Genomic DNA, 24,571 nt, shown 5'->3' on the forward strand with positions numbered 1-24,571 from the left:
GGCGGAGGGACCTTCGACTCTAACGACCGGGCCGGGGGCTGGGACTCTTGCGACAGAGACCTCGCCCTCTTCGAAAACTTCGAAACCGGTGTGAATTCACCTTTACGCGCCATGATGGGTGTTAACCGCGGGGCGAGGGAGAGGACGCTGCATGGTGCCTGACCGTGTCTTTCGAAGAACCAATGGCCGCAAGCTCCGTGGCTGGCGGAAGCTCGCAGGAGCTTCCTGGGGGCCGCCGAAGGACCCGCAGTTCTTTGGTGAACTAGAGATCGATGCGGCGGCGCTCGTGGCGTTTCTGCAGGCAGAACGCGCCCGTACCGGCGCGCATGTCACGCTCACCCATTTGGTTGGCAAGGCCCTCGCATATGGGCTGGCGTGCGTCCCCGAACTCAATGTGAGGATCACTCGTCGCCGGGCGTACCCGCGTGAGAGCGTCGACATCTTCTTCATCGTTGCCACGGAGAATGGCGAGGAGTTGACTGGCGTGAAGGTGGGTGACGTTGACGCCCGCCCGGTCGCTGACGTCGCCGCGGAGCTTGATGCTCGTGTGCGTTCGCTGGGGAGCGGCGTGGATGAGGATTTCGGTCGAAGTAAAGCGCTGATGACGCGCCTTCCGCTGCCTGTGCTGCGTATCGCCTTACGCGTTGCGGCGTGGGCAACTTCCGACCGGAATTTCAAACTGACGCGGTTCGGGATGCAGCGGCAGGCATTTGGATCCGCGATGGTCACTTCCGTCGGCATGTGGGGGGTGGGCCGGGCTTTTTCTCCGCTGGCGCCGTACTACAAGGTTCCCTTGCTGGTGCTCGTCGGAGCTGTGACGGACCGTCCGGTAGCGGTGGGCGGCGAGGTCGTGGTGCGCCCCATGCTTACTGTGACCGCGACCTTCGACCATCGCTATGCAGATGGGAGCCATGCGTCCCGGCTGGCCGCAGCGGTCCGTGACTACTGCTCCCGCCCAGAGGAACTGGACCATGGGCGACAGCTTTAACTGTCTGTGCTCGCGCCGTACTTTGCCAGAATCTTGTCCCGCTTGCTGGGCTGGATGTTTGCTTTGGTGACGTCACCGTCGTAGTGCGCGAGCACGCGTTTGTCCATTACGCGTCGCCAGATGGGCGGGAAGTATGCGAGGACGATCATGCTCGCATAGCCGCCGGGAAGGCTTGGCGCACCGTCCCAGCTCCGCAGGATCTGGTAGCGCCGCGTTGGGTATGCGTGGTGGTCGCTGTGGCGTTGCAGGTGGTAGAGGAAGACGTTCGTGCAGATGTGGTCACTATTCCAGGAGTGTCGCGGGCTGCACCGTTCGTACCTGCCGCTTTGTGTCTTCTCCCGAAGCAGCCCATAGTGCTCGAGGTAGTTGACAACCTCGAGCAGGGAGAACGCGATGACGGCTTGGACGATCAGCCAGGGGAGGAGTGAGAAACCAAAGATTGCGATGACCGCGGCGTAGAGGACTATCGACATCAGCCATGCGTTGAGGACGTCATTTTTGATCGTCCATGGGCTGTGTCCACCGCGGGCAAGGCGCTGTTTCTCGAGGTGCCACGCGGACCTGACGCTGCCCCAGACGGTACGCGGCCAGAAGGCCCAGAAGCTCTCACCGAGCCGTGAACTCGCGGGGTCTTCGGGGGTGGCGACTCGGACGTGATGGCCACGGTTGTGCTCTACATAAAAATGACCATAGAACGACTGTGCCAGCGTGATCTTTGACAACCAGCGTTCGATATGCTCTTTTTTGTGCCCGAGTTCGTGCGCAGTATTGATACCGATACCGCCGATCATCCCAATGCTCGCCGTAAGCCCGATTTTGTCAATTAGCGCGAGTCCGTCGGGATAACCCAGCCAGTTCACACTGTCGGCGGTCAGGAAGTAGCACGCGAAAACGAATGCCACGTACTGCAGGGGAATGTAGGCGTACAAAATGTAGCGGTAGTACTTGTCCTTCTCTAAACGCTCCATCCATTCGTCCGGAGGGTTTGAGCCGTCAGGCCCGAGGATGACGTCAATTATCGGGATGAGAATATAAACCAGGATGGGTCCCATCCACCAGGCAATATGTGCCGGGACACTCCAGCCGGCATCGTTGAACAACCGAATGGCGCCGAGCATGACGAAAAACAGGCTCGGTACCACAAAGCCGAGCATCCACCAGTAGCGCTTCTTGTCGTGCCACTCCTCGACGGGGGTTTCTCGAAGCGAATCTGACGACGTCATCGTGAGCCCTCCTCGGCGCTAGATGGACAGCACACCGTCGTGCTGTCCTTCACGTTGACAATACGCCCGGAACGTCCAGAGTGTGATAGCAAGAATTAGAACTTTATCGTCGTGACGGGGGTGGACGGCGCTCGTCGTCCTCATCCTCAACGACGAATTCTTCCCGCTCAACGGGTACCGAAATAGTCTGGGTTTCTCGAACAATCCGTCGACGCAGGCGCGGGCCTTGAGGCTCGGGCCGGGGCGTCTCGGAATGCGTTCCCTCAGTGGGCGGGTTGTCGCGCTCGGGAGCTACGGGCGTGGGGGGTACCGTCATGGCGGGCTGCGTTTCACGGTATCCGGACTCGTCGGGCCGTGGCTCGCGGTGTGCCGGTGCGCGCGGCACTGGTGGCGCAGGATTCGCATCCTGAAGTGTGACGGGCTCGCCTGCCTGGTGAATGTTGGGATCCTGGTAGGGCAAGCCGTAGTACTGGAAGAGCGCCGCCTCCTGCTGGGGCGTAAGGTCTCCTTCCGCGCCGATGTCTGGTGCGTCTTTGACCTTGTGCTTCGTGAACGGAAACTGCAAGCCATTGTCAGTTACTGTCGCCTCCGTAATCGGTACTAGTGATTCTTTGACCCCGAGCAGTCCGGTCCGCAGCGTGACCCACGATGGTTCTCCCGTCGCATTGTCGATATAGAGGTCAATAATTTTCCCGATCTTTTCGCCGTCTGATCCGTAACACGTCATTCCGATCAACGCATCGGCATCTGAGTGGTGCTTCATCCGTCTCTCCTCTCCAAACGAGTATGTAAACCGGCTACCCGTTCAGGGCTCGAACTAACACTGTGTTTTGTTGCGCCACAGGCGGGCGGATCGGGTAAACGATCACTTAGGTCATTGCGACAAAACGCCCAAAGGGAACAATGGAGGTGTAGCAGTGGATTGACGAGTGAGGGGACCAGTAATGAGAATTCGAGCCTGCGTTGCCACCGGAGCGCTAACAGTCGGCCTGTTGGCAGGATGCGCGGATACGGACGACCCAAATGTGAACAGCGCGGCCACGGCTAGTCCGGACGCGGTCATCGACACCGACGAGTCCAATGGTGAGGACGCCGTTGACGAGCACGCGGTATTCACTCCTGATGAGATTGTGTGGGAGCCGGGTCCAGAGGTACTGCCTGATGGAGCAGAGGTTGCGGTCCTCGATGGTGATCCTGCCGCGAGCGACTATTTTGCTCTGCGTCTGAAGCTTCCCGACGGCTACATCATTCCGCCTCATACACACCCCGCGACTGAACGGGTCACCGTGATCTCCGGAACGTTCTATATCGGTCATGGCGAGGAAATCGCGAATGACATGACGCAGCTCGATACGGGTTCCTACATCATGATTCCACCCGAGAACCCACATCACGCCAGGGCAGAGGGGGAGACCATCATTCAGCTCAGCACTGTTGGTCCGTGGGCACTCAATTACATCAATCCTGAAGACGATCCCCGGAACGAGTGATCGCGGCAGGGTGAGGGCAGAAGGTCCCTAGTGGGGGCGACGATCGGCCCTCCCGGGCGGCTTCGAGATGCGGGAAGCTGAGATAACTCAGCCGCCTGTTGATCTGGGAGCCACCGTGACTGACGAGGGACGCTGGCCGACGCTCACAAGCGGCTACCGGAAGGACTACTTACGAGCTGATTTCCTTGCCGGGGTATCGGTCGCCGCCTACTTGATCCCGCAGGTCATGGCGTACGCTGCCGTCGCAGGGTTACCCCCGGTTACCGGGTTGTGGACGATCGCGGTAGCGATTGTCGTATACGCCCTGCTGGGTTCGTCGCGACAGCTCTCAGTCGGACCTGAGTCGACGACTGCGCTGATGACGGCGGTGGCCATAGGTCCGCTCGCTGCGGGTGATGCCATTCGCTATGCCGCGCTTGCCGCGACGCTCGCGATGCTAGTCGGGGTTGTGTGCCTCATTGGCTGGGCAGCGCGGCTAGGGTTCCTCGCCGACTTGCTGTCCCGGCCGGTTCTCGTCGGCTACATGGCGGGCATCGCAGTTCTGATGATCGTGAGCCAACTCGGCAAAGTAACGGGCACTGAGGTGCGTGGACACTCGGTGCTGTCTGAGGTGCGCGCATTCCTGCAGAACATCGCCACTCTGCATTGGCCGACACTGTCGGTTGCGATCGCGGTACTGCTGTTCCTTCTCGTCGCGACAAAAGCTATGCCGCGGCTTCCAGTGACTTTGTTCGCCGTGCTAGTGGCCTCGGGACTGACTGTGACGCTGTCCCTCCGGGAGAGGGGTGTCGCCGTTGTCGGGGCGCTGCCCGAAGGCGTCCCAGTTCCCTCAATCCCCATGGTGACATTTCGCGACGTCGGGATGTTGTTGCTGCCCGCGGTGGGAGTTGCGATCGTCGGCTACTCCGACAACGTGCTCACCGCGCGCGCTTTTGCGGCCCGGAACCACTACCGCATCGACGCCCACCGGGAGCTACTCGCGTTAGGCGCGGCGAATCTCGCAGCCGGGCTTGTCAAAGGATTCCCCGTAAGCAGCAGCGCCAGCCGCACTGCGGTAGGCGATGTGTTTGGAAGCCGGACGCAGCTGCATTCGCTTGTCGCGCTGGCGGCGGTGTGTGTCGTACTCGTATTCGGTGGTCCCGTGCTGTCCCTCTTTCCACTGGCGGCGCTCGGCGCACTGGTTATTTACGCTGCGATCAAGCTCATCGACATTCGCGAGTTCCGTCGGATCGGCGCCTTTCGAAGGAGCGAATTGTTCCTCGCTCTGGCGACAGCAATGGCCGTTCTTGCCTTTGGCGTTTTGTACGGTGTCCTCGCTGCAGTCGCTTTGTCGATCCTTGACGTGCTCCGTAAAGTTGCACGGCCACACGACGCAGTCCTCGGATATCCTGCAGATATCGACGGAATGCATGATATCGACGATTATCCCGATTCACTGCGCATTCCAGGACTAGTAGTGTATCGGTACGACGCACCGTTGTTCTTCGCCAACGCGGACGACTTCCGTCGCCGTGCTCTCGCTGCAGTGCACGACGCCCCCGTCCGGGCTGAGTGGTTTCTTCTCAATGCGGAAGCGAATGTCGAGATCGATATCACGGCGATGGACATGCTGGTGGAACTGCAGGCCGACCTAGAGCGCTCGGGAGTGGTCTTTGGGATGGCTCGCGTTAAGCAGGACATTCGCGAGGCACTGGCAGCAGGGGGTCTCCTCAGCGTTATCACAAAGGACCGCATCTTTCCGACGCTTGCGACTGCGGTATCCGCGTATGTCCAGGAATACGAGGCGAGACATGGCGTGCCGCCTACCGTGCACCATTCGGGCGCGGGAATTTTAAGGCGAGGTCCGTGTGTTGAATAGGTACGAACGAATTCGGGAGGCTACAGAAAACCTCTCGTCGTAATGCCTGGGATCGTGACGAGAAGTCCCGGAAGGGCCGGTGCACCTCAGCACCGGTGAATGGTGGTGCCACATGACGATACGCTGCGCCTCAAAAACGATGAGTCTCGAAACACGCGAGACGTATGTCGCTGGTTCACGCGCCAAATACCTTGTGGGAGGACGCGGGCCCTGCGTGGTTTTCCTGCATGGATGGGGTCTTACCCATCGGACCTATGCACGCAGCCTCCAGGCGCTGGCGGTCGCAGGTTTGCGAGTTGTCGCGCCGAATATGCCCGGTTTCGGTGGATCCGCTACATTGCTGAGAAAGGGTCCCGGAAGGGTGACCTTGAAGGAGTACGGCGGTTGGGTCGCCGATTTCATCAGGGAGCTTGCGGCGCGCGGAGAAATTACTTCACCTGTGACGCTGGTCGGCCATTCCTTCGGGGGTGGTGTCGCAATTCGTACCGCGCATGATCACCCGGATCTTGTCGCGCGACTTGTGCTCGTGAATTCGATCGGTGGATCCGCGTGGACGGATGGTCGTGGCATCGTGAGGTCGCTGACGGAACGGCCGCTATGGGACTGGGGGCTGCACCTTTCCACCGATCTGTTTCCGGTGCGACAGATGACGAGGATTTTGCCGGTGATCATCCGTGATGCCGTGCCAAATCTCGTCAGAAATCTCAGGCCCGTGTGGCAGGCCGGACTCATGGCGCGCACGGCGGACCTCACACGTGAGCTAGAAGAGCTCAAACGGAGACGGCTTCCGGTCGTGATTGTGTGGAGCAGTCGAGATAACGTGATTCCCGCTGCGACCACCGCCTCCATGCGCGCTGCTTCAGGAAGCCGAGAGGCTGTGACCGTCGACGGGAGCCACGGCTGGCTGTTGTACGACCCGCGTGGCTTTGGCGAAATCATCACAAACGTCCTCGGCGCAGCGGAGGCTGCGCTACCGGAGCTCGACCCGGCTGGTGACGCGGCATAACGCGACCGAGGATCAGCCCTAGGGCCTCAATTCTGGTGACCTTCGGCTCTCTCGCAACGCCCGCGGTCACCGGAAGATGGCTCCTATGAGTGAGAAGCAACCGATAGTAGTCGGCGTTGACGGATCCGAAGAGTCCTATGACGCAGTCCGCTGGGCGGCACATGATGCGGCACAGGCGCATGCGCCGCTGATGCTTTTCAGTGTGACGGGTGGCTTCTTGTCGACGTGGATGCCGTCGAGCTATTTCGCTGACCTGGAACGAGAGAGTTTCGCATCGATCGAGCGTGCTGAACGCGTAGTGCGCGAGGAGGTTGGTGACGGACTGGTCGACGTCCTCTCGCGGATCGTCACAGGCCCCCCTGTACGCGAACTCGTCGTGATGTCGAAGTCGGCGAGCAGGATCGTTGTTGGTTCGCAGGGCGGGATGGATTCGGGTATTTCCAAAGTCATCGGATCCACAGCGGCAGCGCTGGCCGCGCATTCACAGTGTCCGGTAGCGATCGTGCCCGCAGGAGCGGCGCATTCCCGGAACGGCAGAATCGCCGTGGGCATAGACGGCACACGCCGGAATGAGACCGCGATCGGCACGGCCTTCGAAGAGGCGGCGGCTCGTAGCGCCGAACTCGTCGCGGTCTACACCTGGGCTGAGATTGGAACCGCGTCGGCGCTGGCGGGAAGGGACTTTCCGTGGGATGAAACGCGTGTGGCGGAGGAGATCATTTTGGCGGAAGCGCTTGCGGGCTGGAGCGAGAAGTACCCCGAAGTTGACGTCAACCGCTGTGTGGTTGCTGATGATGCCGCACGCACCCTTGCGGAGCTGTCGAGGACACTCGATTTAGTCGTGGTCGGGAGCCGCAGGCGCGGTGGGTTCATGGGCATGGTGGTGGGCTCGACGAGTATCGCGTTGCTGGACAGCGCACAGTCGCCGCTCTTGATCGTGCACTGATAGCCTCGCGAAGATGCGCCGCGTTGACTATGTGATCTGGTACGTCGACTCGCTTTCCGAGTCCGTTCGGTTCTACTGCGACATCATCGGGCTTGAGGTGCGGATCGAAGGACGGGGTTATGTTGAGTTCGCGATGGAGAACCTCAAACTGTCGCTGTTCGAGCGCAGCAAACTGCCAGAACTCATCGGTCAGTCCCCCGGGACGGCGCCGTGTGGTGAGATCGGATTCCGTGTCAGTGACGTAGACACCACCGCTGAATCGCTACGCGCCCTGGGCGTAACCCCGCTGACCGGTCCCGTCGACCGCCCGTGGGGCGAACGCACGATGCACATCGCAGATCCAGATGGGAACATTGTGGAGTTCGCACAGAAGATCCCGAGACCGTCTCACTGATTCAGCAGCATTTTCCTGCCTGCTTCAAAGAATTCGATCATGGAACGCTCGGTCGGAATGTCATCGATGGTTCTGAAAGCGCCAAAACCGGCATTCCAGAATGGGTCCGTTCCGCCAAGGTCGCCCCAGTCAGCAGGCGCGACGTAGGCATACGGCGAGTCGACGTGCTGGTCTCCGGGACTCACACCGTAGGTGGTGTTCTCGAGCGTGATGCTTAGGTCGAAATGTTCGGGCCACAGCACGGGCGTTTGGTCCGGAGCAAAGTGCCGCAGTGCCCGGTCGCCCAGTGCGAACCAGCCGCATATAAGGCGGGCCGCTGCGGGGTCAATCTCTATCACCTCATCGAGAGTGACGCCGCTGCCGTTGGGGTAGATGCCGTGCGGTGCACCTGCGTCGACTTCTGCGCGGTCGGCAACGTCGCGAAGTGTGCCGACGATACGTGCGCGTCCTTTCGCCCACACAAGTTCTATGCCGTCAACGCGAACAGGGAACTCCGTGCCCCCGAACCCGCCTCGCGTGATGGTCAGCCGAATTGTGCCGTGGCGCTGGTATTGAGGCCCTGAGATGAGCAGCTCTGCCACACCGTGCAGTGCTCTGCGGGTCTGATCGATGCTCATCTGCGGCCCCTAACTGCCCTTGTGCAACGTCAGCACAGCGCCGGTGTAGGTGGCGGCGCTCTCCAGTAGTTTATGCTTCCTCCGCCTCGGACTTTGGCGTGAGCGCGGCGATCGCGTCGGCGAACATCGTCTGTTTGATCGCGCCGAGAGTGGCTTGATCCTTGATCCCTAGCGGCGCAACCATCCCGATCGCGTCGTCTTTGACGGCACCTTCCGGCGCGGTGGCGTCGACGATTCCCGCGGCCTGCGCGTCGGTACCGCCGAAGCGGCGGCCAGTTGTCATCGAAGCGACCGCGGCTTGCGGAGTGAGTTTCGCCTGTATGAGCGCCGCCATGCCGGTGGTGAACGGGATGTGAATGTCGACTTCGGGGAAGCAGAAGAAGCCGCGGTCAGCGCGCATCACCCGGTAGTCGTGGGCCATTGCGAGCATTGCGCCCGCGCCGAAGGCATGTCCTGGTAGTGCTGCAGCAGTCGGTATGGGCAGTGCAAGCACTCGCGCGAACAGCGCATGTACCCGATCGACATACCACTGGGTGCGATCGCCGTTTGCCATGAGCCACTCGAGGTCGAGGCCATTTGAATAGAACTTCCCGCTGGCGGTAGTGACCAGCGCTTGGGCCCCATCATTGACCGCAGTATCGAGATGACCGTTCATCGCTTCGATGAAATCGGGTGCGAAACGGTTTTCGTCATCACCTAAGTCGATTACAGCGACCTTGTCGTGGTAGGTGAGGCTGGTTGCCATGCGGTTACTCCTTAATTGGGGGTGGTCCGACTTTTAGTACTGCGCGCACGGCGGCGCGCAGGTGCTCACGAGCAATGGAGCTTTTCAGACGGTCCCGGCTGAGCAGAATGCTTGTCGGGAGATCCACCACGCACGTGGTGATCACGTCGACCGCCCAGCGATCTTTACGGTCCCAGAGTCTGAGGGCCAGCCGGATCAGCAGATCAGTCAGGAACTGTTCGAGCTTGCCAAGCTCCGTAGCTGTGCCTGGCGGCAGATCTTGCCCGAGCAGTTCGTTGCGGTTCACGGTGTGGAGCATCTTCGCGGATGCCGGAAACTGGTTGGCGAAAACAGCTGGAGCGTCCGCTGCCGCGACTACCGCTTCGATCCCGTCGGTCGTCGATCCAAGAGCATTGTCGATGAGCGTGGTCTGTAGCGTCAGGAAGCGCTGCGCTGCACGCAGCCATGTGCCGCTCAGCAGTCCGGCTCGCGAGCCGAACGCGTGATACAGCGCGCCGTTCGACATTCCGGTTGCGGCAGCGACCCCACGAACCGTGACGGCCGCTGGTCCTGCCTGCACAAGAAGACGTTCCGTCGCGTCATAGACGTGATCCGGATCGTGGATGCGCGGACGGGCCATGCCAAGACAGTAACGGAGCGCGTGCTCTAATACAAGGCTGCGGAACTCCATGTGGCGTGCGGTGCGGGCAGCGGCCATTGTGGAGGCGATGCTGGCAAGCTAGAGAAATGCGTCGCGAAGATAAAGCCACAATGCCGGAAAGCACGTCTGCCGGTGACCCCTTCGGGACCTCGGAAATCCGGCGACGTGTCCTTGCCGCCTGGGCCGACGCGCCAGCTCGCTTCCGCGAAGACGCCAATGCCGAAGAAGATTTTGCGCTGAGCGGATACCGCGATCGGGTGGTCGTCGAACTCGCTCAGAACGCAGCGGACGCGGCACGCCGCGGTAACAAGCCTGGCCGCCTTCGACTGAGCTTGCAGGGGCGGCGATTTACTGCCGCCAACACCGGTGCGCCGCTCACGCCGGAAGGCGTCGAATCGCTGTCAACTCTGCGGGCTTCCCCGAAACGCGACGCGGGCGCGTCAACGGGACGGTTCGGTGTGGGATTCTCGGCGGTCGCCGCGGTCAGTGATGACATCGTCGTCTCGTCCAGTGGAAGCGCGGTGCGGTTTTCGCAGGAGGACGCTCGACAGGCGGTGATCACAATGATCGAATCCCGTTCGGCAACAGAAACGTTGACTGGGCTCGCTAATGAGGTGCACAGCCGCGGCGGACATGTTCCGGCGCTGCGACTTCCGTTTCCATGCGAACCACGGGAACACACGGGCTACGACACCGAAGTAGCGATGCTTCTGCGTTCAGAAGGGGAACGCGAGCGCGTTCGCGGTCTGCTGCAGCAGACCGGTGAAACACTGCTCGTTGCCCTTACCGGCCTTACGGAAGTCGTGATTGAGATCGACGGTCAGCAACGACTGCTGACACGTTCCGAGGATGCGGACGGTGCGGACTTCGCCACCACAGTGGATGGCACCGTGACATTGTGGCGCGCCGTCCGGCGCAGTGGTGTCCTCGCCGATGCGCTGCTCGCTGATCGTCCGCGTGAGGAACGCAGACACACCGCGTGGACGCTGACATGGGCAACGCCTGTGAATGAGGCGGGATCGGTCGCGCCGATGCCGCCGGACGTGGAACCCGTCGTGTACGCACCCACGCCAAGCGACACGGCGCTCGACCTCCCCGCAGTGCTGATCGGTACTTTCCCGCTCGGCGCAGACCGGCGCAAGATTCAGCCTGGGCCTGCTACCGACTTCCTTATAGCGCAGGCAGCGGATGCCTACTGCGAGCTACTGACTCGCTTCGAGGGCCAGTCGGTGCTCGACTTAGTTCCCTCCGCTTCGCTCAGCAGCGGTTCCTTCGAAGCAGCGTTACGACAGCAGTTGTCACCGGCGATTATCGAAACTTCCTGTCTCGTCACACACGATGGGCGGCGCGTCGCTCCGTCTGATGCCGCCATTCTCGATCTGGGAACGGGGGAGGGCGCGGCACCACTTGCGGATATGCTCGCGCCGATTGTTTCTGGGCTTCTTCCTGGTTCGTGGACGCCCCGGTTTCCGGCACTGCGCACGCTCGGAGTACGTCGATTAGGCCTCGCGGACGTCGCCGACATTCTTTCCGGACGGCAGAACTCCCCAGTCTGGTGGCGTCAGCTCTACGCGGCCATACGGGCATCTACCGGGCACGGCTCCGACCTGGGCGAACTGGGTGCGCTCCCGGTGCCGCTGGCGGACGGACGGCTAGTGCAAGGCGCGCGGACCGCACTCCTCCCACCCCCTGAATGGGACGGAACGAAGCAGCACGGACACTTGAATCCCGACGCGCTTGCCCCTCTTGGCTTGCGTGTGATTCATCCGGACGCCGCTGATCCACTCCTTGAGCGGCTCGGTGCGGCACCGGTGACCGCTGCCTCCGCGCTCACCGATCCGCGCACTGAGGCGGCGGTTCGCGGCTCTCTCGAAAGCGATGACCCGCAAGCCATTTCCGATGCCGTGCTGATGCTCGTAGAAGCCTCAGGCATCACGACTGCGGACGTATCGTGGCTGTCAGAACTCGTGTTGCGCGACGACGAGGACGACTTCTCGGCCGCGGCGGAGCTGGTGATACCGGGCGCGCCGATTCAGGGACTCCTGTACGACGACGCGCCGCTGGGCACGGTCCACGAATCGGTTGTTGAGCGTTACGGCACCGAACCTCTCCGGGCCGTCGGCGCATTGTGGGCCTTCACTGTCGTGCGCGCTGAGAATGTGGAGATCGGTCACGATCTCGACGCGACATTCGACGGATTGATCGACGGGCTCGATGCATGGGGCAAGGAGGTTCTCCACCGACTCGGCGATCCGGCAGTCCCGCCCATGATCGCTGAATTGGTATGCGTCGCTGACCTCGACCTCGTTGCCGACGATCGCTGGCCTGACGCGCTGGCGATGCTGGAAGACTCTGCTGTACGTGCTGCTGTCACGGCTCCTTGCCGAGTGCTGACGGCAACAGGTGAAACGATCGACGTGCCGTCGTACTCGGCGTGGTGGCTCCGTATGAATGCGCGCGTCAGCGGAGAATTGATGTCGTCATTCCGTACAGCAGACGCGGACCCAGCTTTGCATAGCCTGTACGAGGAAATACCGTCGTCTGTCGACCCGGCTTTGGCGCGGGCGATAGGTGTGCGGCGTAATCTGCAGCAGATTCTTGCTGAGCCCGGCGGCCCCGAAGATGTGCTTGGCAGGCTGGGGGATCCAGAGAAGCCCGTGGAGCGCGACGCGTTAAGAACGGTCTGGCGGGAACTAGCGCGTCTGGACGCCGACCTGGTGACCCCACCCGATCAGGCGCGGGCAGTGCGGGGAGACCAGATTGTCGTGGCTCAGGCGAGCGATATTTTGATCCTCGATCAGCCAGAGCTGTTGCCTTTAGTGGCGGGGGAGCCGCTGATCATTGTTCCCGCGTCACTAGCCGCGGACCTCGCTGACGTGCTCGATGTCGCCCTGGCGAGCGAAGAAGTCGAAAGGCGAGTCACCTCGACAGGTTCATTGCGTGAAGTGCCACCCTGGGTCCGGGAGTTCCTCGTGAGCGCGGCGAGTGCTTACTGGCACCACAGTCCTCTCACAGTCAATGATGTTGAGGCCGAATGGTCCACCGCTGGCGGTGACCTTCATGCGTCGACCGATGATGGGCTGGCTCGCGCCCTGTGCTGGACGGCCGGGCAATGGGAACGCCGCCATCTCGTTGCCGCTGCGCTCCGCGAACCAGCTAAGGCCGCACAATTACTGGCGGAGTCCGAGATGGACTGAAGTCTGGCAGTATTCGTGCTGTGCCCACATCACCCCACTCCCTTCACCCGCGGACCCTGTGGAAACTGTTCCTCGGCTTTCTAACGGCGACGGTGCTCATTTCGGCGGGCATGTGGGCCACGAGCGGCAGCCTGACCAACGACCTTGCGCCGCGTGGCATCGTGTCTTTCGAATTTGTGGGCGATTCGGAGGCTGCGGCCGCAATGCTGGACAGCTGGGGTGAGCGCGGTCGTATCGAAGCCGCGTTCAACCTCGGGCTGGATTTCTTGTTCATCCTTGCTTGGGTGCCTGCCGTCGCGATCGGATGTCTCTGGGTGGCACAGCGATTCGGACGTTTCGTCATAGCTTTGCGGGCACTTGCGACGTTGCAGATCGTGGCCGGCGTGTTCGACATGATTGAGAATGTCGCGCTGCTCAACCTGCTGCTTACGGCCCCTTCGGAACCTTGGCCACAAATAGCCTGGTGGGCTGCGCTGCTGAAGTTTTCGATCCTGACGCTGGGGGTCGTAGCTATCGCTGCGGGGGCTGTGGTTGCTGGAGCGAAACGCGCCTGACAGTTCGAGCGAAAGCGTGAGATCAAATACCGAATGGAGCGGCGTAGCGCACAGTGCCGCGGGGCAATTCCGGATCACCGTCCAAACTCAGTGCCATCAGTGCGTCATCAGGGACCTCGATGCTGAGGCTGATTCCGTGCTGGGACGCGCGGCTGAACCCGAACCGTGGATAGTACGTCGGATGACCGAGCACGATCACGCATCGCTCACCCATTTGACGCGCGGCGGCGAGCACCGCGCGGATGGCGGCCGTCCCGGCCCCGAAGCGCTGATACTCGGGCCGAACCGCGCACGGCGCGAGGCATAGCGCGGGCACGTCGTTTACGTGGCACCTCGTCATCAGTGCGTGTCCCACGATCATGCCGTCCCTGTCCGTGCTGACGATGGAGAGCCCGTCGATCCACGCAGGGTCAGCGCGCAGCGCGTCGACGAGATCAGCTTCCTCTGCGGTGTCGAACGCTGCGAGGTTGACCTCACGGATCTCTCGCTCATCTGCGGGTGCTTCCGGTCGGGTGAACCAAACGGTTGGGGTTGTCATTTCCGTCCGTCCCGCGCGCGGTACATCGCTGGGTCAGCGCTTGCGGCCTCGGGCAAAATAGGCGATTGGACCCACGAAGTTGATCGCAATAATCCCGGCCCACTTCGCCTTCGATCCGTTCACCTCACCAGCAGGGCGGGACGCGAGGTCGGCCCAGGCGGACACAGCGAGACTGAGTTGTATAGACGCTGCCCCAAGCAGTACGCCACGCTGGGCCGGGGTCATGTCTTTCCACGTGATCATGAAACCGAATCTAGCCGGCGGAGAACGTGGACACAGGGGCCGAAAGACCCCGATTGCGGGGGCGCAGCGTCACCATCACTACCAGCAAGCCCGCAGCCACGAGTGTGCCTACGTACGCAACCATCCCGGGCCACCCAGCGGACATATACACCAGGCCTGCCGACCCGCCCAGTAATGATGAGCCCAAGTAGTAGCTGAACAGGTAGAGCGACGACGCCTCCGCCCGGTTGCTGGCGGCCAGGTTGCTAACCCAGCTGCTTGCTACGGAGTGCGCGCCGAAGAAGCCAACGGTGAAGATCGCAACGCCCGTCAACAGCGTTGGCATGTAGTCGGGCAGAGTGAGGAGTATTCCGCACGCCATGATCGCGACAGCCCCGAGCAGAATTCGGCGCTGCCCGAAGCGATCGCTGAGCTTCCCCGCTTTAGGGGACGACACTGTTCCCGAGAGGTAGAACAGGAAAACGAGCCCTGCGAGGGTGGCGGTGAGCCGGAATGGATCGGCGAGCAGCCGGTACCCCAGGAAGTTATATACGGAGACGAAACCGCCCATCAGCAGGAAGCTGAGCACGAAAAGCGACAGCATCGCCGGGTTCTTCAGGTGACTGGCCACACCGCGCGCCACAGTTGCGGGCGTCGTTCGCTGCGGCAGGAACATCCGGGACGGTGGCAGCATCCGGATCATCACGATGGCGCTGAACGCGGCGACGAGTGCCGCAACTTCCAGCGCCCAGCGCCACGACGTGACATCGAGCATCGAGGATGCCAGGAGACGTCCGATCAGCGCGCCGACCGTCGTGCCGGCGATGTAGCGGCCCATTGCCTGACCGAGAGAGGCTCGATCCACTTCTTCGGCCAGGTACGCCATGGCGACGGCAGGCACACCAGCGAGCGCGACACCCTGGAAGGCGCGAAGGGTGAGTACGACTTCGATAGTGGGGGACAGGGGGATGAGGATTCCTATCACCGCGGCGCTGACAGCGGAGATGGTCATGACCCGGGTTCGGCCGAACCTCGCCGAGAGGGCGCTTGCCGGAATGATCGTCAGTGCGAGCATGCCGGTTGTCAGCGACATGGCGAGTGCGGACGTCGCTGGGCTCACGCCGAAGTACCGGGTGAACTCGGGAAGTACGGCTTGGGTGGAGTACATCGAGCCGAACGTGGTTACTCCCGCGATGAAGAGCGCTGCAGTGATACGGCGGTAGCCGCGTGAACGCACAGGGTAGGGCTCAACTGAGCTCGAGCGATCGATCACTGCGGTCATGGCTTTGATCGTCCGCCGAACCAGTTAGCAATGGAAATGCATATAGAGGCGATAATCTATGTGAAGAACGTATATAGGCTGGTATGCGGAGGTTTATCGCCATGGAGAGTGACGAGCTTCACCTTTTCATCTCGGTTGCCGAGTATGGGCAGGTCACCGCTGCGGCGGAAGAACTCGGCATTGCCCAGCCGACGCTCTCACGGAGGCTCCAGCGTTTAGAACAGTCGGTCGGCGCTCCGCTTTTCGACCGTCACGGCAAGCGCATCAGTCTGAATGTCAATGGCGAGATCTACCTCGAACACGCGCGCCGCGCTAAGGCGGAACTCGACGCCGCACGGCGGCGTATTGCAGATCTGGCCAATCCCTCGCAGGGCACAGTCCGCATAGGCTTTCTGCACTCATTCGGTGTGCGCCTTGTCCCGCGCCTCATACGTGAGTTCCGTTCACATGAACCGCGAGTCCGGTTCGAGTTATCCCAAGACGCGGCCACCGTCATCACTGACATGGTGGAGAGCGGGCGAATTGATGTGGGCATCGTTTCTCCACGTCCCGTTTCCGGCGGCGTGGCGTGGAGCCTTCTCACCAATCAGCAGCTTTCACTCGCAGTCCCGGAAGGCCACCGCATGGCGACCAGACAGAACGTCGACCTCGCCGAGGCTGCGTCTGAACCGTTTATCACGATGCGCCAGGGCTACGGTATGCGCCGCATCCTCGACGAACTCTGCGCAGCCGCGAACTTCCAGCCGCGTATCACGTTCGAGACCTCCGAACTCTTCACGATCTCTGGGATGGTCGCGGCTGGCCTCGGCGTGGCGATCATGCCTATCGAGCAGAACCCGTTGCTGCCGGAAGGCCTGGTTCAGATCCCATTGGCAGGCCCAGGTGCGACTCGCGACGTCGGCATCATCTGGAAAGCAGGAACCGTAATGAGTAGACCAGTGCAGGCATTTCGCCTTTTCGTGCTCGGGGAGTCCGACGCCAGGAGGTAGCTGGAAAGTATGCTGGTTCCTGCGTTGACTCGTCGCGGCGGCCGAGTTACGTGACCACCCTGGCAGCCGCCCGCGCAGTGGGAATGGAGACTCCTCGTGCAGCCAGAATCCGACGAGCTGGTCGTGCTGCTCGACGGGAACAACCAGCCAGCCGGCACCATGCTCAAGCGGGAAGTACACAGTACGGAGACGCCATATCACTACGCATTCTCCTGCTACCTCTTTGACAGCACGGGGACGAGAGTGTTGATGACTCGGCGTGCACTCAGCAAGCAGACGTGGCCTGGTGTGTGGACGAACACATGTTGTGGGCACCCGGCGCCCGGTGAATCACTCGTGGATGCAGCAGTCCGCCGCGTGCACTTTGAACTCGGTGTCCACATCGGTGGCGTGAAAATCGCTGTTCCGGAGTTCAGCTACCGCGCTGTCGACACGAGCGGCATGGTCGAGCATGAGTTTTGCCCAATTCTGACTGGGGCCCTGGAAACGGATCCCGAACCCAATCCGGAAGAAGTGTGTGACTGGGCCTGGCTACCCTGGGCCACAGTAGTCTCCCTCGCGCTCGAGGCGCCCAGCCTGTTGAGCCCGTGGTCCGTTGAGCAGATTCGGCGGCTCAGCGACGCGGACAATGGGTAGTGACGGCGCTGCCAAGTCGTGGGAGGCGAGTATGGATCGTGGACGAGTCTCAATGGGCACGGTGCGGGGGATCCCAATCGGCGCGCACTGGTCGGTGCTGGCGATCTTCGGCCTTATCACCATCATCCTGGCGACATCGATTTTACCGGCCGCGGTCCCAGGGCGAAGTGGCGCGGCTTATGTACCAATCGCGATCGTCGGTGCCGTTGTCTTCCTGGCCTCGCTGCTAGCGCATGAGCTTGCGCACGCGGTTGTCGCGCAGAAGCATGACGTCAGGGTAAAACGCATCACGCTCTGGCTGCTCGGCGGCGTGGCCGAACTCGAAGAGAATCCCCGGGATGCCCGCGCTGAGTTCAGAATCGCCATTGTCGGACCGGTCGCGAGTATGGGCATAGCGATCATGGCCTTCGGTGCCGCCTATCTGACTCGCAGTTGGCTGGACCCGCTGATGCTAGCGGCCATGATCTGGCTTGGTCTTGTCAACGCTATCGTCGCTGTCTTTAACATGCTGCCTGGGGCGCCACTGGATGGGGGGCGTGTGCTGCGCGCATTCCTGTGGCGGCGCACAGGTGACCGTGCGCAGGCCTCGCTCAAGGCCGCAGGCATCGGTCGAATCCTGGGGTTTTCCTTCATCGCACTGGGCCTCATACAGACGATTCTCGGCTCTCCGGGCGGACTGTGGCTTGTCCTGATCGGGTGGTTCATGCTGATGGCGGCTTCGGCTGAGCGTGCTACCGAGACCGCACGCGCCCAGTTCACCGGTATCCGCACCGGTGACGTGATGTCACAGGTGTTCGATGTCGCACCGGAATGGTGGTACGTCGATGCTTTCCTGGCACGGACCCCACATACGTCTCGCGGAAGCGTTTTCCCCGTGGTGAGGTACGACGGGGAGCCTGTCGGCGTGGTTAGCGGTGCCGAATTGTGGAACATTTCCGAGAAAGACCGGTTAAACACGACGGTCGGCCAGGTTGCCCGGCCGCTCGCTCCTGGATCCGTCGTCGGGATCGACGCAGATCTCGGCAGTGTCGTGACGCGCACACCCTTACAGGCGGGACAGGACATCGTGGTCGTGATGGACGGCTCCGCGATTGCTGGAGTGCTGACCGCCGAAGATGTGCTGCGCCATTTGCTGCGCCGTGACGGTTGAACGAGTATCGAGACCAGAGAAATCACCCTTCGCGCCACGCCGCGCTCTCGAGCGCGCCGCTCGCCTGCGGACCCATCAGAAGCATGCCTCCGTCTACCACGTAAGACGATCCGGTCACGTACTCCGCCGCTGGCGAAGCGAGAAAGCTAACGACCGCAGCAACCTCATTCGCATGCCCGGGCCGCTTCAGCGGGTAACCCGGCCGATCTTGCGATCTCGGGTCAACGTCATCCTGGCCGGTCATTGGCGTAGAAATCTCGCCAGGTGCCACTGAGTTGACGGTGATCCCGTATTCAGAAAGCTCGAGAGCCAGAACCTTCGTGAGCGCCCCCAGACCGGCTTTCGAGGCGCAATACGGGGCGGCGCCCACGCGCGGTGCGTGCTCATGCACGCTCGTGATGTTGATTATCCGACCGCCTTCACCGCGGGCCGCCATCCGCCGCGCGGCTGCCTGGCTACAGAGAAAAGCGCCATCAAGGTTTACTGACAACACTTCACGCCATTGCGCGAACGACATGTCCAACGCGGGCTGGGAGGATCCGGTGCCTGCGCAGTTGACGAGGATGTCGACTGCGCCTAGGGCATCCGCAAGGTCGTCGATGACATGCGCGGACTGGGGAAGGCCCGTAAGGTCTAACTTTGCGACCGCGGTCCGTACACCGTGCGCACGGGCTTCCGCGGCTGTTTCTTCTGCGCCCTCAACGTCGCTGTTGTAGGTGATTCCCACGTTGATACCTTGTGCCGCGAGTTCGGACGCGATCGCGCGTCCTATGCCCGAATCGGAGCCGGTCACGATGGCGGCTAGAGGGCTTTGCGCTGTTGGGGTACGCAGTGGCATTAGGACTCCTCCTGTTGACTGTTCATGCCTCGCGTACCCCGAACCGGCCCGGCTCAACCAGCAAGCACAGGCTGCTGGTTTTGTCTCTCAAGAAGAGAGGCGAGTGTCCGGCCGGTGAGCGCACCCACCGTGAGACCCATGGCCACGGCTGCGACCAGACCAACGATCCCGTGGCTCCACAACGGCCAGCCGTCCGGAACGGTCGAGAGCGCGATAACTGGAATGCTGACCCCGATGAGCCAGGCACCAGCCGTCACCCATATCCACCTCGACGATCCAGGAACAACGTGCCGTAGCACCGTCCACTGTGCGAAACCCATAGCGAGGAGCGCAGCGAGCCAGAGGGGAGCGAAGACCAACACCAGCAACAAGGGCGCGAGTGGCGAGGCGCCGCCGATCTGGCTCGTGCTCATTCCAATGAACCAGGCGAATCCAGCGGCGGTGGCGGTGACCGCCACCCACCGCCTCCGGTCAATCGACGGCGCGAAGCGACGTAGCACCCACGCTTGCGCCGCACCGAGCGCCGCTCCTTCTGCGATACCCGCGATCGTCAGCGCAACGACGAAAACGACGTCGTGCGCTCCAAGAGTTCCCAAAGTCACGCCCACGATCGCAGGCGGGACGAAACCGGCGAGTTCACCACCAACGAACGCCAGGGTCCACGTGCGGGTGAAATGTCCACGCGCGTTCGCCGAAGCGGCCACAGACGTTGTTCGGTCCACGCGGTCCCTACGCTCCATGCATCCCATCTCACGCATTCGGGGCCGCCACGGGTAGAGAACTTGGGCCGGACCTCAAGGGACCAAAGCCCCGAAGCGGCGTGCACCCCAACATATGGGTAGATTGCCGGTCATGGTGTTCGATTCCCCCGAGGCGCTCTCCGTTGCCAGCGTGCTGGATGCGCGGCGGACGGCCGGGACGACGGCGGCAACGCGCGACGACCCGCACCGGGTTGCGCTGGTTATCGAAGGCGGCGGGGCTCGCGGTGCGTACTCCGGCGGGATGGTTGCGGCTCTTGAAGAGCTGGGATTCAGCAGCAGCTTCGACGCAGTTTTCGGCACCTCGGCAGGAGCGCTGAACGCCGCATGGTTTCTCACAGGGCGAGCAAGTGAGGCCATGTGGACCTGGTGGGACCCGCGCGTCGTCAAACGTGTAGTGGACCCGTCTCGGCTCCTGACGCGCGGGCGGGCGTTCGACACAGCCCACCTCGTCGACACCGTTTACCGGAGCATCGCCCCGATGGACTTCCACGCGATCATCCACAACCCCACGAGCTTTCACCCCATTGCTACAGCGCTCGATGATGGGCGAGCCGCCGACCTCAACGCGATGCTGACGGGCCCCGAGCTGATTCGTACTGCTCTGCGCGCGACCTGCGCCCTGCCGCTAGTGGGCGGACCACCGGTAGTAGTCGGTGATCGGGAGTTCTTCGACGGGGGACTCGCGGAGCCTGTCCCGGTAGCGTCAGCGCGGCGCTGGGGCGCGACGCATGTTCTGGTCCTTCGCACCCGCAGTGCAGCTCATGCAGTGGTGCGCGGCAGCCGGTTCTCTCAGGCGGTCGAACATCTCGTCGTGACAGGCTATCTCGCGGCGCGCTCACCGCAGTCGATCGAATCGTGGCGAGGACGAAAACTCCGCGCCATTGAACTCGAAAGGCACATGTCCTGTGGTTCGCCAGCGGCTGTCCAGGTCCGGCCGCCTGAGGGCGCCCCGCTGGTGAGCACGGTCGAACGCCGCGAATCTGTGCTCCGGCGCAGTGTCGAGGTGGGCAGAGAAGCTGTACGCAATTATTTTGCGCGCGAGTCCGTGTCACGCTGACTCTGCTGGTCACGCCTCCGGAGTTGTGAAACGTCCGTCACCCGGCCCGCCCGGGCGGGAAACCACCAGTGGCGATCGGTCCCCATGACGTGATCGTGATGCGAATCAGGCTCTTGCGCTGCTTCCGCATGGCGTCACGGTATTCGTCCCAGTCGGGGTGTTCACCGGCGATGCACCTGTAGTACTCCACAAGGGGCTCGACAGCCTCTGGCATGTCGAGGACTTCGGCCGAGCCATCTATCTGGACGTAGGCGCCGTTGAATTCGTCTGACAGTACACAGAGGGTCACAAGCGGTTCGCGCTTAATGTTGGCGGTCTTCGCGCGTTCGGGGTAGGTCGAGATAACGACACGGCCCTCGCCGTCTATCCCAGAGGTGACAGGTGAAACTTGCAGTCCACCAGAGTGCTTACGAGTAATGAGGACACTGCGGTGGCGGGTACGCACAAAATCGAGCAGTTCTTCGCGGGAAACCTCTTTGGCGGTTGCGACGGCCATACTGCACCTCAACTACGCGGACACTGGCGGCGAAGTTCCAGCTTAGCGGCCGCTACGGTGCGACGAGGTCGAACGTCAAGCGCAGAACCATCGCGATAACTACCGCGAGCAGCACAAGTCTGATAAAGCCCGAACCCCTGTTAATCGCCATGTGGGCGCCGGTCCGGGCGCCAATGATGTTCGCTGCGGCGAGCCCAATCCCAACGAGCCACATCACGTGGCCCTGGGAGGCGAAAACGGTGAGAGCACCGAGGTTGGTGCCGGTGTTGATGACTTTCGCCATCGCGGCGCTCTGCAGGAAGCCTTGTGACAGAAACATCGTGAGCGCGATGATGAGGAAAGTTCCGGTGCCGGGCCCGAGTATTCCGTCGTAAAAACCGATGACAACGCCGCACAGCACCACAGCAATGAGAGCTTTCTGCCGTGTGGGGGTGGCGGGCGCATCAGGGGACGCGCCGAAACGTGGCCGCACAGCCACGAACACGCCCACAGCCACAAGCAGCAGCAGGATGATCGGTTTGAAAACTTCAGCCGGGAGACTTGACGCGACATACGCACCCAAAGCGGCAAATGCGAATGCGAGCAGAAAGGTTGGCAGCAGGAGATTCGCGTTGACCGGAACTCGGCGAAAGTACGTCCAGCCAGCAAACGCCGTCCCAGAGACCGCTGCGAGCTTGTTGGTACCGAGCGCGGTGGCGGGCGCGGCACCAGGAAAGACGAGCAACAATGCGGGGAGCAGGAGCAATCCGCCTCCACCGACAACCGCGTCAACCCAGCCCGCGGCAGCTGCGACGAGGAGCAGCGGAACCATCTCCATGCGCGTTACTCCTCACGCTCGGCCCGGCACCGGGAAATACTACAGAGCTGACTGCTGTTGGAATTACGGTGCCGCTCTCAATACTTGACCTCGCCTCGATCGCTGACGATGAAACTGTTCGTGACAGTTTCGCCGCCAGCGCGAACATGGCGCAATACGCCGAGAAGTGGGGCTACCGACGGATCTGGTACGCCGAACACCACAACATGAAGTCGATCGCATCGTCCGCAACGAGCGTGCTGATCGGGCATATCGCGGCGCACACTTCGACGATCCGCCTCGGTGCAGGCGGGATCATGCTCCCGAACCATTCACCCTTGGTGATCGCTGAACAGTTCGGGACCCTCGCAACGCTGCACCCCGGGCGTATCGATCTTGGGCTCGGGCGTGCGCCAGGCACCGACCAGAAGACGCTGCGTGCCCTGCGGAGAACTCCCGCGTCTGCCGACAGCTTCCCGCACGACGTCCTCGAGCTCCAAGGTTACCTATCCGACCAATCCGTGATCCCGGATGTGGAAGCGACCCCTGGGAAAGGAACGCACGTCCCCCTCTACATTCTTGGCTCGTCGCTTTTCGGGGCCCGACTCGCAGCAGCGCTCGGCCTGCCCTACGCATTCGCGTCGCACTTCGCCCCGGATGCTCTGGAAGCCGCGGTCTCGGCATATCGGCGTGAGTTTCAGCCGTCCCCGCAACTCGAACACCCCTACGTCATCGCGGGGGTCAATGTGATCGCCGCAGACAGCAAGAGCGAAGCCATACGCCTGTTCGAGGACGCGCAACGGTTCCGGGCAACTCGACTGGTGGGGCGGGGGAGAACGTTCACTCAAGAGGAAGCAGACCTGCTCCTCGATTCTCCTGCGGGCCAGCAAGTTCGGCAGATGGGCCGATATTCCGCGGTGGGGACGGCGTCAGAGGTAAAGCGGTATCTCGATGAGTTCACGGGGCACGCTGATGCCGATGAGTTGATCTTGTTGTCAGCAGCCACCGACCGTGCCGCGTGGTTGCGGTCTCTGGAAATCGTTTCCGAAATCAGCGAACTGAGAGAAAAGTGACCCGAAATGCCGAAACCACCTCTGCCAGATGACGTTGCCACAATGTTCGCCGCCCCGAACTACGCGACGATAAGCACTGTGCGTCCCGATGGCCACCCCGTTTCAGTACCCACCTGGTATCTGTTCGAAGATGGGCGGGTGCTCGTCAACATGGATGCTGGACGCAAACGTATTGAGTACCTTCGCAACGATCCGCGAATCAGCCTCAGCGCGATGGACCCTGCCGACTGGATAACCCATGTGAGCATCCAGGGGCGCGTCACCGAATTCATTGACGACGAAGGCCTCGTTGATATTGATCGCATCGCGCGGCACTACACCGGGAACCCGTACCGCGTGCGTGATCGCGCCCGGATTAGTGCATGGATCGAGATCGACCGTTGGCACGGGTGGGGGCGACTTTCGCGTTAGCGAGCCTTCTGATCGTGAGAAGCATTTTCCGGCTCATCACGAAACTGATTGGCTCTAGCAGCATGCGACCGAAAGCGAGTCGACTCCGGAAGGTGTCGCCGTGAGTGCTGCCGCCACGTTCAATGAGTCTCGTGCGGTGACCGTCCACTGGCACGAGGTGGAACCCCCACACCGTCGCGTCGCCCGATTCAGCATCCGACGCGAAGAGCACCAGATGGCGTTCCACATCGATCAGCGCGACCGGAATCGGAGGCGATTTAGGGTGCAGCCGGATCGTGTCGCCCACCGCGAGGTGCTGGAATTGGGGCAGTATCTCGTGTGCGTTGGAGATGCGGCAGCCGACCAGATTCTCGAGTGCTTCGTAGCTATAAAACCCTCCCCGGCCTTGCCCAATTTGCACGATCCACGGCCATACCTGAGCTGGTGTCGCATCGATCGTCACAGCGTGTGTATAACGCCAACTCGGATTGGGCAGCAGTTGGTCTCCCGGATAACCGCGCTGCCGTTCAGCCGCCGTTGTGCCCCATGTGGTCCGCCACTTCCTTAGGGGCCGGCCAAGCAGCACATGGATCTTTATCAGGGCTACGCCACTGAACGTCTCGATGATTGCTCGCGTGACGCTGCGGGTTGCGTGAATTCTGCCGCGGCTGAGGTGCCTCATTCT

General features: G+C 61.9%; 27 protein-coding genes. 14 read left to right on the top strand and 13 right to left on the bottom strand.

The genetic code is table 11. The features are described from left to right. Window positions 1-151: 151 nt before the first annotated feature. Window positions 152-988 (top strand): 2-oxo acid dehydrogenase subunit E2, encoded by an 837-nt coding sequence (locus tag AS9A_RS10260; protein ID WP_013806918.1) that lies wholly within the window; start codon window positions 152-154, stop codon window positions 986-988. Here AS9A_RS10260 and AS9A_RS10265 read toward each other — a convergent pair. Then, on the bottom strand, window positions 985-2,211 hold the full coding sequence (locus tag AS9A_RS10265; RefSeq protein ID WP_013806919.1) for an alkane 1-monooxygenase: 1,227 nt from the start codon (window positions 2,209-2,211) through the stop codon (window positions 985-987). The two genes, AS9A_RS10260 and AS9A_RS10265, sit on opposite strands and share 4 nt — an antisense overlap. A gap of 103 nt (window positions 2,212-2,314) precedes the next feature. Continuing rightward, complete coding sequence (locus tag AS9A_RS22695) at window positions 2,315-2,974, bottom strand: PRC-barrel domain-containing protein (protein ID WP_013806920.1); 660 nt, start codon at window positions 2,972-2,974, stop codon at window positions 2,315-2,317. 262 nt (window positions 2,975-3,236) lie between these two features. Here AS9A_RS22695 and AS9A_RS10275 point away from each other — a divergent pair, with 262 nt between their 5' ends. The 5 genes from AS9A_RS10275 to AS9A_RS10295 all read left to right on the top strand — a co-directional run bounded on the left by AS9A_RS10275 (window position 3,237) and on the right by AS9A_RS10295 (window position 7,905). Next, on the top strand, window positions 3,237-3,701 hold the full coding sequence (locus AS9A_RS10275) for a cupin domain-containing protein (protein WP_013806921.1): 465 nt from the start codon (window positions 3,237-3,239) through the stop codon (window positions 3,699-3,701). 103 nt (window positions 3,702-3,804) lie between these two features. Then, window positions 3,805-5,559 (top strand): SulP family inorganic anion transporter, encoded by a 1,755-nt coding sequence (locus tag AS9A_RS10280; RefSeq protein ID WP_407636574.1) that lies wholly within the window; start codon window positions 3,805-3,807, stop codon window positions 5,557-5,559. A gap of 139 nt (window positions 5,560-5,698) precedes the next feature. Further along, window positions 5,699-6,565 (top strand): alpha/beta fold hydrolase, encoded by an 867-nt coding sequence (locus AS9A_RS10285; protein WP_148262583.1) that lies wholly within the window; start codon window positions 5,699-5,701, stop codon window positions 6,563-6,565. Window positions 6,566-6,650: 85 nt separating this feature from the next. Then, the gene (locus AS9A_RS10290; protein WP_013806924.1) at window positions 6,651-7,511 is read left to right on the top strand and encodes a universal stress protein; all 861 of its coding nucleotides are present in this window, start codon (window positions 6,651-6,653) and stop codon (window positions 7,509-7,511) included. A gap of 13 nt (window positions 7,512-7,524) precedes the next feature. Next, window positions 7,525-7,905: a VOC family protein gene (locus tag AS9A_RS10295; protein ID WP_013806925.1), complete on the top strand. Its 381-nt coding sequence runs from the start codon at window positions 7,525-7,527 to the stop codon at window positions 7,903-7,905. On the opposite strand, the gene AS9A_RS10300 is transcribed toward AS9A_RS10295, so the two are convergent. From AS9A_RS10300 to AS9A_RS10310, 3 genes are all read right to left on the bottom strand, one after another. Further along, window positions 7,899-8,522, bottom strand: a complete 624-nt coding sequence (locus AS9A_RS10300; protein WP_013806926.1) for a hypothetical protein — start codon at window positions 8,520-8,522, stop codon at window positions 7,899-7,901. The genes AS9A_RS10295 and AS9A_RS10300 overlap by 7 nt on opposite strands. A 70-nt stretch (window positions 8,523-8,592) precedes the next feature. Beyond that, entirely contained in the window at window positions 8,593-9,267 is a 675-nt protein-coding gene (locus AS9A_RS10305; protein ID WP_013806927.1) for an enoyl-CoA hydratase-related protein, read from the bottom strand. Between the two features lie 4 nt (window positions 9,268-9,271). After that, window positions 9,272-9,886 carry a TetR/AcrR family transcriptional regulator gene (locus tag AS9A_RS10310; protein ID WP_041451790.1) on the bottom strand — a complete coding sequence of 205 codons (615 nt, stop codon included), beginning with the start codon at window positions 9,884-9,886 and terminating at the stop codon, window positions 9,272-9,274. A 107-nt stretch (window positions 9,887-9,993) separates the two neighbouring features. Between AS9A_RS10310 and AS9A_RS10315 the strand changes: the two genes are divergently transcribed. Together AS9A_RS10315 and AS9A_RS10320 are read left to right on the top strand one after the other, a co-directional pair. Beyond that, a complete protein-coding gene (locus tag AS9A_RS10315; RefSeq protein WP_013806929.1) occupies window positions 9,994-13,104 on the top strand; it encodes a sacsin N-terminal ATP-binding-like domain-containing protein in 3,111 nt (1,036 codons plus the stop codon). 20 nt (window positions 13,105-13,124) lie between these two features. Further along, on the top strand, window positions 13,125-13,658 hold the full coding sequence (locus tag AS9A_RS10320) for a hypothetical protein (RefSeq protein WP_148262439.1): 534 nt from the start codon (window positions 13,125-13,127) through the stop codon (window positions 13,656-13,658). 22 nt (window positions 13,659-13,680) lie between these two features. On the opposite strand, the gene AS9A_RS10325 is transcribed toward AS9A_RS10320, so the two are convergent. The 3 genes from AS9A_RS10325 to AS9A_RS10335 are packed head-to-tail and all read right to left on the bottom strand — an operon-like array spanning window position 13,681 to window position 15,700. Further along, window positions 13,681-14,196: a GNAT family N-acetyltransferase gene (locus AS9A_RS10325; RefSeq protein ID WP_013806931.1), complete on the bottom strand. Its 516-nt coding sequence runs from the start codon at window positions 14,194-14,196 to the stop codon at window positions 13,681-13,683. Between the two features lie 33 nt (window positions 14,197-14,229). Continuing rightward, window positions 14,230-14,439, bottom strand: coding sequence for a PLDc N-terminal domain-containing protein (locus AS9A_RS10330; protein ID WP_013806932.1), 210 nt, complete (start codon window positions 14,437-14,439; stop codon window positions 14,230-14,232). Window positions 14,440-14,449: 10 nt separating this feature from the next. Further along, a complete protein-coding gene (locus AS9A_RS10335; protein WP_013806933.1) occupies window positions 14,450-15,700 on the bottom strand; it encodes an MFS transporter in 1,251 nt (416 codons plus the stop codon). 101 nt (window positions 15,701-15,801) lie between these two features. Between AS9A_RS10335 and AS9A_RS10340 the strand changes: the two genes are divergently transcribed. The 3 genes from AS9A_RS10340 (at window position 15,802) to AS9A_RS10350 (ending at window position 18,475) form a co-directional block, all read left to right on the top strand. Continuing rightward, window positions 15,802-16,689 carry a LysR family transcriptional regulator gene (locus tag AS9A_RS10340; RefSeq protein WP_013806934.1) on the top strand — a complete coding sequence of 296 codons (888 nt, stop codon included), beginning with the start codon at window positions 15,802-15,804 and terminating at the stop codon, window positions 16,687-16,689. A 96-nt stretch (window positions 16,690-16,785) separates the two neighbouring features. After that, window positions 16,786-17,325 (top strand): isopentenyl-diphosphate Delta-isomerase, encoded by a 540-nt coding sequence (gene idi, locus AS9A_RS10345; protein ID WP_013806935.1) that lies wholly within the window; start codon window positions 16,786-16,788, stop codon window positions 17,323-17,325. A gap of 31 nt (window positions 17,326-17,356) precedes the next feature. Then, on the top strand, window positions 17,357-18,475 hold the full coding sequence (locus tag AS9A_RS10350; RefSeq protein WP_013806936.1) for a site-2 protease family protein: 1,119 nt from the start codon (window positions 17,357-17,359) through the stop codon (window positions 18,473-18,475). A 22-nt stretch (window positions 18,476-18,497) separates the two neighbouring features. On the opposite strand, the gene AS9A_RS10355 is transcribed toward AS9A_RS10350, so the two are convergent. After that, the gene (locus AS9A_RS10355; RefSeq protein ID WP_013806937.1) at window positions 18,498-19,313 is read right to left on the bottom strand and encodes an SDR family oxidoreductase; all 816 of its coding nucleotides are present in this window, start codon (window positions 19,311-19,313) and stop codon (window positions 18,498-18,500) included. A 53-nt stretch (window positions 19,314-19,366) separates the two neighbouring features. After that, window positions 19,367-20,035 carry a hypothetical protein gene (locus AS9A_RS22700; RefSeq protein WP_013806938.1) on the bottom strand — a complete coding sequence of 223 codons (669 nt, stop codon included), beginning with the start codon at window positions 20,033-20,035 and terminating at the stop codon, window positions 19,367-19,369. Between the two features lie 130 nt (window positions 20,036-20,165). Between AS9A_RS22700 and AS9A_RS10365 the strand changes: the two genes are divergently transcribed. Beyond that, a complete protein-coding gene (locus tag AS9A_RS10365) occupies window positions 20,166-21,131 on the top strand; it encodes a patatin-like phospholipase family protein (RefSeq protein ID WP_013806939.1) in 966 nt (321 codons plus the stop codon). A gap of 37 nt (window positions 21,132-21,168) precedes the next feature. On the opposite strand, the gene AS9A_RS10370 is transcribed toward AS9A_RS10365, so the two are convergent. Both AS9A_RS10370 and AS9A_RS10375 read right to left on the bottom strand, forming a co-directional pair. Beyond that, complete coding sequence (locus tag AS9A_RS10370) at window positions 21,169-21,627, bottom strand: PPOX class F420-dependent oxidoreductase (RefSeq protein ID WP_013806940.1); 459 nt, start codon at window positions 21,625-21,627, stop codon at window positions 21,169-21,171. A gap of 52 nt (window positions 21,628-21,679) precedes the next feature. After that, window positions 21,680-22,444, bottom strand: a complete 765-nt coding sequence (locus AS9A_RS10375; RefSeq protein WP_013806941.1) for a sulfite exporter TauE/SafE family protein — start codon at window positions 22,442-22,444, stop codon at window positions 21,680-21,682. A 62-nt stretch (window positions 22,445-22,506) separates the two neighbouring features. Between AS9A_RS10375 and AS9A_RS10380 the strand changes: the two genes are divergently transcribed. Together AS9A_RS10380 and AS9A_RS10385 are read left to right on the top strand one after the other, a co-directional pair. Further along, a complete protein-coding gene (locus AS9A_RS10380) occupies window positions 22,507-23,496 on the top strand; it encodes an LLM class flavin-dependent oxidoreductase (protein ID WP_041451795.1) in 990 nt (329 codons plus the stop codon). A 6-nt stretch (window positions 23,497-23,502) separates the two neighbouring features. Continuing rightward, the gene (locus AS9A_RS10385; RefSeq protein WP_013806943.1) at window positions 23,503-23,907 is read left to right on the top strand and encodes a TIGR03618 family F420-dependent PPOX class oxidoreductase; all 405 of its coding nucleotides are present in this window, start codon (window positions 23,503-23,505) and stop codon (window positions 23,905-23,907) included. On the opposite strand, the gene AS9A_RS10390 is transcribed toward AS9A_RS10385, so the two are convergent. Continuing rightward, window positions 23,852-24,568 carry a hypothetical protein gene (locus AS9A_RS10390; RefSeq protein ID WP_041451015.1) on the bottom strand — a complete coding sequence of 239 codons (717 nt, stop codon included), beginning with the start codon at window positions 24,566-24,568 and terminating at the stop codon, window positions 23,852-23,854. The two genes, AS9A_RS10385 and AS9A_RS10390, sit on opposite strands and share 56 nt — an antisense overlap. Window positions 24,569-24,571: the final 3 nt, after the last annotated feature.

The sequence above is a fragment of the Hoyosella subflava DQS3-9A1 genome (assembly GCF_000214175.1).
GTDB classification, from domain to species: Bacteria; Actinomycetota; Actinomycetes; order Mycobacteriales; family Mycobacteriaceae; genus Hoyosella; species Hoyosella subflava.